This window comes from Prevotella amnii CRIS 21A-A (assembly GCF_000177355.1).
Lineage (GTDB): Bacteria > Bacteroidota > Bacteroidia > Bacteroidales > Bacteroidaceae > Prevotella > Prevotella amnii.
Map to the genome: position 1 here is coordinate 77,925 of NZ_ADFQ01000075.1, position 13,211 is coordinate 91,135.

Annotated in this window: 11 protein-coding genes and 2 pseudogenes; 8 read left to right on the forward strand and 5 right to left on the reverse strand. The window is 39.4% G+C overall.

The genetic code is table 11. From position 1 onward, the window contains the following. Nucleotides 1-313 precede the first annotated feature (313 nt). From HMPREF9018_RS06755 to HMPREF9018_RS11285, 3 genes and pseudogenes are all read left to right on the forward strand, one after another. On the forward strand, nt 314-1,600 hold the full coding sequence (locus HMPREF9018_RS06755; protein ID WP_008449762.1) for an IS1380-like element ISBf12 family transposase: 1,287 nt from the start codon (nt 314-316) through the stop codon (nt 1,598-1,600). A 12-nt stretch (nt 1,601-1,612) separates the two neighbouring features. Further along, nucleotides 1,613-1,798 (forward strand): annotated as a pseudogene (locus tag HMPREF9018_RS11280) (hypothetical protein). A 236-nt stretch (nt 1,799-2,034) separates the two neighbouring features. Continuing rightward, complete coding sequence (locus HMPREF9018_RS11285; protein WP_009435960.1) at nt 2,035-2,211, forward strand: response regulator transcription factor; 177 nt, start codon at nt 2,035-2,037, stop codon at nt 2,209-2,211. A 277-nt stretch (nt 2,212-2,488) separates the two neighbouring features. Here the strand turns inward: HMPREF9018_RS11285 and HMPREF9018_RS06765 are convergent, their stop codons facing one another. Both HMPREF9018_RS06765 and HMPREF9018_RS06770 read right to left on the reverse strand, forming a co-directional pair. After that, nucleotides 2,489-2,779 (reverse strand): helix-turn-helix domain-containing protein, encoded by a 291-nt coding sequence (locus HMPREF9018_RS06765; RefSeq protein WP_008449754.1) that lies wholly within the window; start codon nt 2,777-2,779, stop codon nt 2,489-2,491. Nucleotides 2,780-2,790: 11 nt separating this feature from the next. Continuing rightward, complete coding sequence (locus HMPREF9018_RS06770; protein ID WP_008449658.1) at nt 2,791-3,093, reverse strand: helix-turn-helix domain-containing protein; 303 nt, start codon at nt 3,091-3,093, stop codon at nt 2,791-2,793. A 376-nt stretch (nt 3,094-3,469) separates the two neighbouring features. Here HMPREF9018_RS06770 and HMPREF9018_RS06775 point away from each other — a divergent pair, with 376 nt between their 5' ends. The 5 genes from HMPREF9018_RS06775 to HMPREF9018_RS06795 all read left to right on the forward strand — a co-directional run bounded on the left by HMPREF9018_RS06775 (nt 3,470) and on the right by HMPREF9018_RS06795 (nt 8,287). Continuing rightward, nucleotides 3,470-4,834 carry a virulence-associated E family protein gene (locus HMPREF9018_RS06775; protein ID WP_009435903.1) on the forward strand — a complete coding sequence of 455 codons (1,365 nt, stop codon included), beginning with the start codon at nt 3,470-3,472 and terminating at the stop codon, nt 4,832-4,834. 181 nt (nt 4,835-5,015) lie between these two features. Further along, nucleotides 5,016-5,984 (forward strand): toprim domain-containing protein, encoded by a 969-nt coding sequence (locus tag HMPREF9018_RS06780; protein WP_039864613.1) that lies wholly within the window; start codon nt 5,016-5,018, stop codon nt 5,982-5,984. A 4-nt stretch (nt 5,985-5,988) separates the two neighbouring features. Beyond that, nucleotides 5,989-6,450: a DUF3408 domain-containing protein gene (locus tag HMPREF9018_RS06785; RefSeq protein WP_008449678.1), complete on the forward strand. Its 462-nt coding sequence runs from the start codon at nt 5,989-5,991 to the stop codon at nt 6,448-6,450. A 360-nt stretch (nt 6,451-6,810) separates the two neighbouring features. Continuing rightward, nucleotides 6,811-7,242 (forward strand): plasmid mobilization protein, encoded by a 432-nt coding sequence (locus HMPREF9018_RS06790; RefSeq protein WP_008449726.1) that lies wholly within the window; start codon nt 6,811-6,813, stop codon nt 7,240-7,242. Then, a complete protein-coding gene (locus HMPREF9018_RS06795; protein ID WP_008449737.1) occupies nt 7,226-8,287 on the forward strand; it encodes a relaxase/mobilization nuclease domain-containing protein in 1,062 nt (353 codons plus the stop codon). Before HMPREF9018_RS06790 ends, HMPREF9018_RS06795 begins: the two co-directional genes overlap by 17 nt. 520 nt (nt 8,288-8,807) lie before the next feature. Here HMPREF9018_RS06795 and HMPREF9018_RS11110 read toward each other — a convergent pair. From HMPREF9018_RS11110 to HMPREF9018_RS06810, 3 genes and pseudogenes are all read right to left on the reverse strand, one after another. Further along, nucleotides 8,808-9,411: pseudogene (locus HMPREF9018_RS11110) on the reverse strand (cysteine peptidase family C39 domain-containing protein); the annotation flags it as partial. An 8-nt stretch (nt 9,412-9,419) separates the two neighbouring features. Then, nucleotides 9,420-11,714 carry an outer membrane beta-barrel family protein gene (locus HMPREF9018_RS06805; RefSeq protein ID WP_008449696.1) on the reverse strand — a complete coding sequence of 765 codons (2,295 nt, stop codon included), beginning with the start codon at nt 11,712-11,714 and terminating at the stop codon, nt 9,420-9,422. Nucleotides 11,715-11,726: 12 nt separating this feature from the next. Then, nucleotides 11,727-13,187, reverse strand: a complete 1,461-nt coding sequence (locus HMPREF9018_RS06810; RefSeq protein ID WP_008449749.1) for a radical SAM/SPASM domain-containing protein — start codon at nt 13,185-13,187, stop codon at nt 11,727-11,729. Between the last annotated feature and the right edge of the window lie 24 nt (nt 13,188-13,211).

A 13,211-nucleotide genomic window follows, 5' to 3' on the forward strand; every position in this document is an offset into this window, starting at 1 on the left:
CCTGCGTTGGCGTTCGTCCAGATTGGCGACTTCTGGGAAACTCCCTGATTTGTCGCACTCGCTATGTCTTCTCTTGTATGCTTCCACCTGCGCCCTGCGCAAGGGCAAAGATACAAAAAATAAACGACAACAAAGAATTAAACAACAACGTATATCATTACGTATCAGTTAATTAAACCTTAATTCCGCAACACTATTATAAATTAAACTTTTTAAGTACCTGAGCAACAAAAAGTTGCTCAGGATTTTGCCATGTCAGAATTTTCACTTATCTTAGTGTTGCAAAAAAAAACAAGAGAATCCAACGATAGACATGGCGAAGATACAAATTAAATCTGAGAGACTCACTCCTTTTGGGGGATTATTTTCAATCATGGAGCAATTTGACTCCACATTATCATCTGTCATCGACTCAACCCTCGGTCTAAGGTGTAGATCGTTCGGTTATCAGTACAGCGAAATCATCCGTTCTCTCATGAGTATCTACTTCTGTGGCGGTTCATGTATTGAGGATGTCACTACTCATTTGATGAACCACCTCTCACTTCATCCGACACTTCGCACTTGTAGCTCTGATACTATCCTCAGGGCGATAAAGGAGTTGACGCAAGAAAACATTTCATACACATCAGATATGGGCAAGACCTACGATTTCAATACGGCTGACACTCTCAATACTTTATTGCTCAATTGTATATTTGCATCTGGCCAACTGAAAGAGGGTGAGATGTATGATGTTGATTTCGACCATCAGTTCATAGAGACAGAGAAGTATGATGCAAAGCCTACATACAAGAAGTTCCTTGGTTATCGCCCTGGCGTGGCGGTTATTGGCGATTTGATAGTCGGTATAGAGAATAGCGATGGTAACACAAATGTTCGTTTCCATCAGAAGGACACGCTGAAGAGGTTCTTTGAGAGATTTGAACAGAATGGGCTCATTATCAATCGCTTCAGAGCTGATTGTGGATCATGTTCCGAGGAAATCGTGGAGGAAATAGAAAAACACTGCAAGTCCTTCTATATCCGTGCTAACCGCTGCAGTTCGATCTACAATGACACCTTTGCTCTCAAAGGCTGGAAAACTGAAGAAATCAATGGCATTGAGTTTGAATTGAACTCTATCCTTGTTGAGAAGTGGAAAGGTAAGGCATATCGACTTGTGATTCAAAGACAGAAACGGATGGATGGTGTGCAGGATTTTTGGGAAGGAGAATACACATACCGTTGTATCCTGACTAACGACTATGATTCTTCCGTAAGAGAAATTGTCGAGTTCTATAACCCTCGTGGAGAAAAGGAACGTATCTTCGATGATATGAACAATGGTTTCGGGTGGGACAGATTGCCCAAATCATTCATGGCAGAGAACACAGTGTTCCTTCTTCTTACAGCACTTATCCGTAACTTTTACAAGGCCATTATTCAAAGACTTGACGTAAAGAAGTTCGGACTCAATGTAACAAGTCGCATAAAAGCGTTTGTCTTCAGGTTTATCTCTGTACCAGCCAAGTGGATCAAGACATCAAGGCGGTATGTGCTGAATATCTATACCTGTAATTATGCTTACGCAGATGTTTTCCAGACTGATTTTGGATAGTGCCTACAACTTATGGGAATGATATTGTGTATTGCCTCAAGTCACATTGTGGGGTAAGGGGATATTGTAGGCAGAAGTGGGTGCTTCAAGTTCAAATTATCTGCAAATTCAGTAATGAGAGGACGTGTAAACGCAATAAGAACCTTCAAGGGCTTAGTTGCGGATTTGAGGTTAAATAAAATATATGAGAACTGCTAATATCGAATTGAATACATTGTTCAATGCCGATGTCTTTGGCCTGAAAATGTACCAAGTTATTTTTTAATCATTACTTAATTGACAGTAACAAACATATTACACTAGGAATTTGTATGTTAACGTATTCAACAAGAAAACAAATAGGGAACGCCTTGGTTAAGTTATCTGGGGTTGACTATCATTTTGAATTGAGAAACGATAAATGGGTGCAAACCAATAATTCACATTTAACTAATATGGAAAAAGTTATTATTGGGCAAAGTGCAAATGGTAAAAGCATAGCGAACATCGCAGAGTATCTCTCTGTTTCGATAACTACAATCAAGACTCACAGAACAAACATATTCAAAAAACTTGGAGTTAGCAATATTACTGAGGCCATACAATATGTAGAGGATTATAATCTAATTTGAGTACTATCTCCAAAATATCGTATCAGGCAAAAGTTGATATCGAAAAGTGGTTTTGTTGGATTTTCTACTGAAGATATACGGATTGAAATGTCTAGTAATTACAAGTAACTATTTGATTATTAATATTGTTTTATGTCCTTTGTCGCTGAATAGCTACTTGCAATATACCTGTTACCGAGACCTCTGCAAAACTATTTTTAGAAGAAAAACTATGATTGATTATCAGTAAGTTATATTCACTTTATTCTTCTTTTTACGGACTTTTGCAGAGGTTTCGTTACCTCTTATAATTCTCCTCCAACATTTTTTCCAAATCCGACTCCTTATAAAGTATCTTCCCTGCAAACTGTGTGTAAGGAATAATCCTCCTGTCCCGATAGTCCTGCAAGGTGCGAGGGCTGATATACAGCCTCTCGCATACTTCCTTACCTGTAAGGAAGTGCTCATCGCCAAATAGCGGCTTGTGTGTCTGTGCCACTTCCTTAATTCTCTTGCTTACTCCGCTGATAGCTGACAGCACCACCTGCATATCGTCCGCCTCTATATTCAAATCTCTTACCTGTTCCATAATCTTCGTGTCTATTTGTTGATTTTAGTTTTTCCCGTTTCAGCTTTCTCCGTTTTTGTTTGGAGCAACTGTTCCACGTCCTCACGCTTGTAGTAGCACTTATGCCCGATTTGGGCAAAGGGCAACACACCCGTATCACGGTAGTGCTGCAAGGTGCGCTTGCTGATATTAAGCAGCCTGCACACATCACCGTTGTGCAGCCAATCGGTGTGCCTGCTTCGTTCCCCGAATGCCTTGTGGCAGGTCTCGGCAAGGCTGAGAATCTCGTTCCTCAGCTTTGCCCAGTTTGAATCCGTAATGATAAAATATCCCATAGTTTTATTATTGTTTTGTTTGTATTTCTGTCTTATTGGTTTAATAAAACCTTTGTCCGTCTTGCGTTTCACCGCATATTTCTGCCTGCAAAAGTAGAGAGTGTTTGCCATACTTCAAAGCACGAGGGAACAGTAGGGAAATAGAGGGAAAAACATGGAAATGGCAAAAGGATTGTCGCTCTCTTTCTTTGTCTCTTTACTCCATTTTATCATATCCTTTTAGCCGACGCAATACGATGCGTATTGTAGCAAATTAGCACCTGCCTTTCTTGCATCCTTTACACACTTGTCCTCTTGTTTTGGGCTTAAATCCATACTTTCCAACAGTTTCTTGTCAAAAATCTGTGAGAAATTCATAGCCAATGTACGCAACATTATGCAAGCACTCTCCGAATGCTTGGCACTTTCTTGTTCTCTTCATAACTTCACTCTTGGAAACCAAACCAAGCATATAATGAAGAAGAATGCAGATAAAGGTAAATCGGAGGGAGGAAACAATATGTCCAAGCAAAAGAAGACTTCCTCAAAAAACGGTGAGATAGAAACCTATCTGTCCTCTCGCTATGAGTTCAGATACAACACTGTATTGGGAAGAACCGAATACCGAAGCAAGAACGATGCTCATTTCTCAAAAGTGGGTCGCTATGAAATCAACACGCTCCGCAGGGAGATAGACAACGACATCGGGATTATCACATCTTCTGATAATCTCTATTCCATCATCGAGAGCAGTTTCTCTCCACGCATCAACCCCATACAGGAGTATTTCAAAAAGTTGTCTGCAACGGATATAGGCAGCAGTAACCCTGATTGTGGAAATAAAGTTTCCCTTTCACTGAAAGCCATTCCCGACTTGGCAAGTTGCGTTGTCGTGCGCAACTCCGACAAATGGCTGCCGTACCTCACCAAGTGGCTCGTGGCAGTGGTTGCCAACGCAATGGACGACCGTGAGTGCCGTAACCATACCTGCCTCGTACTCACAGGCGAGCAGGGCAAGTTCAAGACCACGTTCCTTGACCTGCTCTGTCCCCCAGCACTGCACGGTTACAGTTACACAGGAAAAATATATCCGCAGGAAAAGGACACACTCACTTATATCGGTCAGAACCTTATCGTAAACATAGACGACCAGCTAAAAGCCCTCAATAAGCGGGATGAGAACGAGCTGAAAAACCTCATCACCTGTCCGATGGTCAAGTACCGTATGCCGTATGACAAGTACGTGGAGGAGCATCCCCACTTGGCAAGCTTTGTGGCATCAGTGAACGGCAATGACTTTCTTACAGACCCGACAGGCAGCAGAAGGTTCCTGCCCTTTGAAGTACTTTCCATAGACATAGAGAAAGCCAAGCGTATTTCAATGGACAATGTCTATGCTGAAGCCAAAGCCCTGCTAAAGTCAGGTTTCCGCTATTGGTTTGATGATGAAGAGATTGCCGAACTATACAGGGAGAGTGAGGACTTTCAGGTACAGACCGCTGAGATGGAACTCTTGCTGCGTTGCTTCGAGAAACCAGCGGAGGACGAAAACTATTCGTTAATGACCACTACGGAGATACTCACCTATTTGGGTATTTATACCCACCAGCCACTTGTTGCCAAACGTATGGGCGAAGCCTTGAAGAAAGCAGAATATATAAAGGTGAGCAAACGAAGAAACGGTGGTAGCCCCATCTATGTCTACAAGATTAGGAAAATCTTGCCCTGCCCGCTCCTTCAAACTTGTAGTAGTCAAATGTAGTAGAATGTGTAGTATTGTCTTATACTACAAAGTAATACTGATTATCAATCACTTATCACAAAATAATATGTAGTAAGAAGAAAGATGAAAAAGTTTGGAGGGGAAAAACTTTGGAAACGGTAAAACCATAAAACAGACAAGCATAAATAATTATCATTCAACCCATTAAAGTATCAAAACAATGAAAAAAGAAGATTTATCACTAATCAAACGATATTCCATCGTGGAATATCTCGAAAGGAAAGGCATTAGGCCTGTCCGTAAAACATCTACCTATGTCATGTATCGCTCACCACTCAGGGAGGAAACTCATCCGAGTTTCAAGGTGGACACGGAAAAGAACCTTTGGATAGACTATGCCGAAGGCAGGGGCGGAAGTATCATCGACCTTTGTATACGCTTGGAAGGCTGCACGCTCTCGGAAGCCATCTGCCGTTTGGGGCAGAACGCTTTAGAGCATACAGCGTACTGCTCCTGTTCTTCAAAGAGAGAAACATCTATCAGTCCAAATCAAAGAAAGGATATAACAGCAAGCGGAACAATGAGACTGACAAGCATCTCAGACACCTTGCCGCCGCACCTGCAGGAGTATCTCAAAAAGGAACGCTGTATTGATTTAGAAAAGGCAACACCCTTTCTCAAATGTATCAGCTACGAGGTAAGGGAAAGAAGATATGAAGCCATCGGCTTTGCCAATTCTTCAGGTGGTTATGAACTACGGGACAATCATTTGTTTAAGGGAACGATTGCCCCGAAAGACATCACCCCTATATTTGAGGACAAGGCACAACCTGTCTGTCTGTTCGAGGGCTTTATGGATTTTCTTTCTTTCCTTTCAATGAAAGAGGAAGTAACCAACCAATGCCTTGTGATGAATTCCGTGAGTAATGTTGTAAGAAGTATTCACTACCTGAATAAAAGAAATATAACCTCTGTTCGTGCTTTTCTTGATAATGACGATGCAGGTCGAAAAGCTGTGCAGGAATTTGTAAACACAGGTTTTAAGGTAGAAGATATGGCAGTGTATTATAGAGACTTCAAAGACCTCAACGAGTTTCATGTCAGTCGTGTCCGTGAGCAACAGAAAAAGTTGGAGAAAACTCCCAATACAAGCAACAAAAGAAAACAAGTCAAACTTAAAATAAGATAGAGGTATGGAAAAGAAAACAGTCAGCAAAGAGGAAATGGAAAATACCATCAGGAAATCTTTCAGTATGAGCCAAGCTGAAAGTTCAAGTGAACAAACCGTCGCTGAATTTCGAGCAAAGGGAATGAAAAATATTCAAGAGCAAAAACAACAAGGAACAGAACATGTCATAAAGTATGTTACGCCAGCCGAGCCTGCACAGCATACAGAGCATGCAACCGTTCAAAAACGCATCAGTGCCAAGATGAGAAAAGAGACACTCGACGCATACAAGCAGGCGTTCCTCGTTCCGACAAAGCTAAGTGAGAGAAAGGCGGTTTACCTGAGCAGGGAGACGCAGGAACGTGCCGACTTCATCGTTCGCAGGTTGGGTGACAGGGGTAGCAATCTTTCAAGTTTCGTGGAGAACATCGTGCGCATCCATTTGGGGGAATACGGTGAGGATGTAGAGAAATGGAGAAAACTGTGAACCGCAAGAAAATGGTCGAGGGGTTTCAGAAAAAGGAACACCTCTTTCACTCAAAACCCTCGACACTTTTCAGAGAGTAAGGCAACGAACTTTTGCTAAAAACACTGAATGGTGGGAACGCTACGAACGCAGTTAGATACTGAATGCACGGCATTCGCTTTTAATAACCAAAACGCTTTATGCGTAAACGTTTCGTTAGCTGACATTGCAAGACGTCAGTTTGTACCCACAAACTGCTCTTGCTCCCCTCGTTCGATTGTCGGGGAGATAAGACCGTAATCACTCCGTTCTCATCGGTCAGTATTCAGGAATTAAGAAACAATGAATCATCTACAATGATTAACTTTCTAAGAAACTTATATGAAAAGATACAAAGGAAAAGCTGCCCGATGGCAGCAACAGGATAAGGAAGAACAGCGGATGAACAAAACGGAGTTCATCAAGGTAAGATGCACCTTAGAAGAGAAGCAGCGTATCAAGTCAAAAGCGGAAAGTGCAGGGCGGAAGTTCTCAGATTACTGCCGTGAGATACTCCTTAACGGAGAAGTAACAGCCGTTCCCAAGATGACAGACAATGAGAGGGAAGCCATTGCCATTCTCCATCATACAGGAAAGTTCTATGGACAGGTATCCAATCTCATCAAGGTCAAGGACGAAAGGTGGGTACTCATCACAAAGAACCTATCACTATGTGCAAAAGAAGCATTTAAGCGGTTTTACGACCCTCATTTTCGTGTGGAAGATGAGGTATATAAGGTCTTAAATCTAACAAGAAATGATAGGAAAATGTAAGGCGATAGCGCACGGCAGCACGGCTTTAGACTATATCTTCAGAGAGGGCAAGCTTGGCTATCGACTTGCCTTCCACAATCTTTGCAGCAGGGAGCCAAAGGCTATCTATGAGGAAATGAAAGTGGTCAGCGATTACAACAGTCGTTGCAGGAACAAGTTTCTCCGTATCGAAATAGGCATCGCACCGCAGGACGAGAAAAAGCTGTCAGTGTCCGAACTCATGTGGATAACCCATTTATTTGCCAAGCAAATGGGACTTGACAACCACCAATGGGTGGCGGTAACGCACAAGGATACCGACAACAGACACATTCACATCATTGCCAACCGCATCAGTTTGTACGGAGAGGTCTATGATACTACTTTTGTGAGCAATAGGGCAGCAAGGGTGGCGGAAGAAATCAGCAGGGAGAAACACTTGACCATCGCAAAGGAGGTCAAGGCGAAAAAGCAGCATCAGGAGCCAAAAGCCAGTCCAATAAGAGAGCAGACAAAACAGCAGGTACAGCAAATCTGCTATGCCCTGCTTGACAAGTACAAAGGTATGGGTATTACTGGGCATTCCATGTTCCTTTACGAGTTGAACAAGAACGGCATCGCGATAGAGCGCATGAAGAACAAGCAGGGCAAGGTCTATGGCTTGAAGTTCTCATACGCAGGACAATCATTCAAGGCATCCGAAATCGGCAGGGAGTTCGGCTACCGTTCCCTGCAGAAAAACTTTGAACCAACCAACAGGGAAGAGCCAAGGAAACCACACCAAACAATACAGGAGGCAACAGAAAAGAACGAACGCCCTGATACCGGTTATCAACTCGTACCTCCAAGCCGCTCCTCAATTTCACGAGACAATGACACACCACAAGTGCAGAATCCTATTAGTACAGTGGCAGACACCATTGTTAGTGCAGCCGATGAAGTTGTGGAAGGATTAGGCGATTTGATTACACCATCCACACAGGGCAATGACTATGCTGAAACAGCGTGGCAGCGCAAGCTCAGGAACCAAGCCAACAGAAAGAAAAAACGTGGAAGAGGATTATAACTCACGCCTGAACAAAATGCAGAAAGAAGAATATCTCATCAAGAACGCTTGTTATTCGGTAACAAAGTATTATCTTTGCAAACAGAATAACAAGCGTTCTTTGTTAGGCAGAAAACAGCGAAACCAAGTAACTCGCTCGTTTCTAAATCGTTACCAGTTTAGTTCTACTAACAAGGTAACTTCTTTATTTTCAACAAGTTGTATTTTAAGAATTATCTTGAAGTCCAAAAGGTGATGTTTTGAAGTGCAATTAATCTAAAGAAAATGAAGAAAAATCGAAGTTTGCGAAAACTGACTGATAATGAACAGAATATGAAATGATTTGCATAAAACTGCTCTATCTGTAAAAGGCATGAAAGTGCGGATTTAAGTAGAAGTTCTGTTACTAAACCATTACCCCAAAATGGGGCAGCAATATGCAAATTGTCCGCAACCATAACACCGATATTCCTTTTTGGAGATACGCAGCATTAAATTATATCTATCCTTTTTCTTTCACCGATATTATCCTATTGTAAGCATCCACGATAGATGATTGTGTGAGGAAAGGTAGGATAAGTTGCAAAAGGCTGCCTACGAGCAACCCCAAGACAATCTGCCCGAAATACTTGCGGTACTTCTTGATATAGCCAAAGAGGAACTTGAACGAGCGTTCCTCTGTTGGCTGTTCATCTGTCAGCTTTTCATAAAAAGCAGGTGTGGGCTCTAAGAACATCGCAATACCTTTTTCCTCACCGCCCGATGGGGTACTAATCCAATGCTTCTTAAACTCTTCAAGCGAGTATTTCACAAGTCCTTTCCCTGGGTCAGCAATGAAGAAGGTCTTTCCTTTCTTGACCTTATATAATACCACGAAATGGTTTTGATTCCAGTGGAGAATGCAGGGAGAAATTATGACTTTTATTTTTTGAAAACTTGCTTTACCACAGGTATAAGTAAATCCTAAAGTAGATACAGTTTCCCCCTATGCTTAACAAAGATACACCTACAGAGGTAGCATTATATATTTTTGATAAATAATATATAGAAAACTCCTTTCCATAATGTTTGCATATTATTTTAAGGCACGCCACTCCGCATAGCATGGAATCGTGCTGGCGGCATACTACTATTTTTTGTTTCATATTTTAATTTATAATCTTCCTCGTTCATCATTTCCAGACTTACCTCCCTTGTATCGACTTTTAGTCGAGTTGAAGTTATATTGCAGTGTAAAATAAATAGCTCTTGAATCGTATTTCATTTTTTTGTTTGAGAATATGTTGTTAGAAAATATGCTCCACGCTTCTTTCTTAGATTTTAATATATCATCTACACCTAGTTTTACAAGTAGGTTTCCAAATTGCTTGTTTACAGAGCATGACACAGATATTTCTGGTGCTATTTTCCTTAACATAATATTACCCGAGGAGTTTCCATCTATATTTAACGTTACGTAATAACTCTTTGGAAGAGTAATGAGATTCTTTAAGGAATAGATGAAAAGAGGTGAATTATATTTTATTTCATTTAAGCACATATAGGGTAAACTACCCTCGAGGGTTAAACTAGGTCTCCACCATTTGATTTTTGGAGAATATGACAGCGATGCACTTATAAGCTTATAGTCTTCGTTGGTGAAAGAACTGATGGCTGCTTCGTTAGCACTATTCATGTATTTATAAAAACTTATGGCATCCTTGTAATAGTTATATGATATTGAAAATGATAAGTCCTTGTATCCAAAGCGAAATCCAGCATCATATTTATGAGTAGGCTGTAAGGATGGATTGCCACTTTCGTACGAATAGCGATTATTATAACTTGTGCTTGCACGAAGTTCCTGATAAGAAGGACGCATGATCGTAGATCTAAAGTACAAAGCTATTGAGAGTTTATCTCTTGTGTATGCCAGCGAGATAGTTGGCATAAGATTGCTATATGATTTACTTTGCATAGCTTGACGCTCATGATTAAGGAAATAATCAAACTTAACATGGTCATATCTTAGTCCCACATTGGTGCTTAGATTTTTAGTCCAGTTTCTTTGTGACTCAACAAAAAAAACTAGCGCATGCTGATGCGAGCTATTTTGTGAGGACTGAATGGTCTTAAGTAGCGGATTCCCGAAAGGATTAAAGTCCTGTTTGTTATCTGTGTAGGTATATTCATTTCCAAACGTAAGCGAAAAAAATGTTGATGGATAAGTCCACGACGCACGTTCTGCAAATAATTGTGCTTTTCTATCCGTTACGCTAGAAACAATTAGTTCACCCTCTCTACCATCTTCTTGCGTTGATAAAGTTGTTTTTATATTCGACGATACATACGATAAGTCAATATCTAAGATAGAAGCGTTTCTAAACTCATTTCGTATGTAGGAGTTTATGTAGTGCGTATAACCATGACTATTCTGTTCTAGTGAGGTTTTAAAATTATCTTGTTTATCCTCTGATATAATGATGTTGGTAGTATTTTGCATGAAAGGAACTCCTATCGTTTTCGAAAAATTATACCTTATTCCCGAGGAAAGCTTTCCATCTGGAGACATATAGTTGATTCCAGCAGATGAGATTAAATATTTAGGTTGGTAAGTCTGTTTGCTGACACTTTTTATGTTTGTTAAATTGGGTTGTGTAGGCAGTAAAATGAAGTTTTGCTGATCTTGCTTTTGGTGATCATTAATATAGTTAACCGATGCAAATAAATCTATATTCTTAACATGATAGTTAAATGTTAAATATCCTGTTTGGGAAAAATCTGTTCTCTGTCTACCTGTCCATTGAGCAAGTCCTGTTAGTCCGTTTTTATTGATAGGTATAGTTGTTATAAAAATAACGGCATTTACATCATTAGAAAATCTACTTCCAGGGTTTGTAATAACTTTTATATATTTAATCTGTGAACTCCGCAGCCCATTAAGTTCATTGTTATCCATTATCTGCCTATTGTTGACGTAGATTATAGGACTTCCCTTTCCAATTACACTAATTTTGTTGCCGTCAACGTGAAGATAGGGTAATTGAGCTAGAATGTCTTTAGCTTCTCCAAGGGCAGCGAAAGGACTGCCTTGTATATTTACCGATAAACCATCGGGGGTGTTCTTAAAGACTGAACGATTTGATTTTACAACAACTTCTTTCAACTTATTCACATTTTCCTTTAAGATAATAGTTCCATTAAAATCTCTTAAGCTAATAAGGGATGTATGATAGCCAATATAGGATACTCTTATAAGTGCTGCTGATTCCGTTTTGATATGCTGGAAACAACCAGTACTATCACTTACACAACCGTTTATATAGGTAGAGTCAACTTTTAATAATGCAATATTGGCATATTCAATACCATCACCGTATTTATTTACGATTTTTCCTTTAAGAACATCTTGACTTTTGCATGCAAAGTGGAAAGATAGAGTTATTAATATAAATATTAATCGTTTCATAATCTTATATTTTTAAAGTATTACATCCATTTCAACAGACTCTGGACATCGAGGGTCTGGAAATTCTCCTTTGCCGACTCCAAGTGTCTTTGCAATATCAACAAAGCAAACGCGCCTATCTATCGAGGAGCGACATTTTGTATAAACTTTGCAAGTTGAGCAAGGGGAGGCATTGCAAACCATAGCTTGTTGAGGTTTGAAGAGCTTAAGTGCTTTTGATGAATTCCAAATGTTAAAGATTTGACTTTCTTTTATATTGCCTAAACTAAACTCAGGATTATCATAAAGCATCTCGCAAGGAGTACACTGACCATTTGCCAAGATAGCCATCATGAAGCTATTGGCATGACATATTTGGTTGCACTTAACAAAGTCTTCAACTGTAGAGAAATTACGTAATGTATAGCCACATTGATTAATCTTGTTAAGATAAATAGGGAAAGAGGAACCTAAAGAGGTTATATATTTGGAGATAGTTGATAGTTGAATATTATCTGGTTGTATGTTTTTATATTTTTCTTTAAACTCAGAATAAAATGCAGGTGTTATTGCCCAACTTTTTATGTTGTTAAACTGAATCAGAAAGGCATATAATTCCTTGAAGTTATAGAGATTACCATTTTTGTTGATAATAACACTTCTTACATCAAGTTTTATATCAAGCTCTTGGCATGCTTTGAACATTTCTTTCAGCTTATCCAAATAATTTTTGGGCGACTTTACCATATACCTAAGTGTTTCTAGTGATAATGAATCAATAGAAAATTGTAAATCAGTGATGCCTGTATCTTTTAAGAAAGTAACATCTTCTTTTGTTATTGGAGTCTTAGTAGAAATAAAAGGATGATAACCAAATTGCATAGCCTTTTCAACAATTACACGCCAATGTGGATACGCAAATATATCTCCTCCTGTGATTCCTAAATTTACAACCCCAATATCATGACATTCTCTCATTGTAGAAATTATTTCAGTAAGTGATAATTCCTTTTTAAAATTACGTTTAGCATAACAATATATACAATCTGTAGTACACTTAGTGGTTACCATAAAGGTAACATTGAGAGGAATAGATGGACGCTTTGTGTCGAAATGTTGAGAATATTTAAAATCAGCAGAAGCTATATAAATATTTTCATCAATATTGTTACTAAATACTAGAAGATTTTTTGGTAAAATCACATTACTTCCATTAACAACAATCTTCTTTGCATTTTTATTGGTTATTTTATCCAGAAACAGTTTAAGGCTACTATCCTGTACCCCTAAATTTTTGGCTATTTTCAAAATAGATACTTCTTTATAATTTTTACCGATCTCCGATAAAATATAACCAATAAATGGGGGAATCATCGTAATACCAGGAGTTAAGTTGTCTATTTCTTTGTCTATCTGCTGGTGTCTCTTAATAATATAAGAACAATTCTCCTCATTTCTTACAGCGTATTGAGAGTTTAGTCGTAGATATTTCATATGTATAATAGTTAAAGATGGTAT

Coding starts and splice junctions, on each gene's coding strand:
- HMPREF9018_RS06790 (WP_008449726.1), top strand. CDS start 6,811: ATGAAAAGATACAAAGGAAAAGCTGCCCGATGGCAGCAACAGGATAAG.
- HMPREF9018_RS06770 (WP_008449658.1), bottom strand. CDS start 3,093: ATGGGATATTTTATCATTACGGATTCAAACTGGGCAAAGCTGAGGAAC.
- HMPREF9018_RS06805 (WP_008449696.1), bottom strand. CDS start 11,714: ATGAAACGATTAATATTTATATTAATAACTCTATCTTTCCACTTTGCA.
- HMPREF9018_RS06755 (WP_008449762.1), top strand. CDS start 314: ATGGCGAAGATACAAATTAAATCTGAGAGACTCACTCCTTTTGGGGGA.
- HMPREF9018_RS11285 (WP_009435960.1), top strand. CDS start 2,035: ATGGAAAAAGTTATTATTGGGCAAAGTGCAAATGGTAAAAGCATAGCG.
- HMPREF9018_RS06785 (WP_008449678.1), top strand. CDS start 5,989: ATGGAAAAGAAAACAGTCAGCAAAGAGGAAATGGAAAATACCATCAGG.
- HMPREF9018_RS06795 (WP_008449737.1), top strand. CDS start 7,226: ATGATAGGAAAATGTAAGGCGATAGCGCACGGCAGCACGGCTTTAGAC.
- HMPREF9018_RS06780 (WP_039864613.1), top strand. CDS start 5,016: ATGAAAAAAGAAGATTTATCACTAATCAAACGATATTCCATCGTGGAA.
- HMPREF9018_RS06775 (WP_009435903.1), top strand. CDS start 3,470: ATGCAAGCACTCTCCGAATGCTTGGCACTTTCTTGTTCTCTTCATAAC.
- HMPREF9018_RS06810 (WP_008449749.1), bottom strand. CDS start 13,187: ATGAAATATCTACGACTAAACTCTCAATACGCTGTAAGAAATGAGGAG.
- HMPREF9018_RS06765 (WP_008449754.1), bottom strand. CDS start 2,779: ATGGAACAGGTAAGAGATTTGAATATAGAGGCGGACGATATGCAGGTG.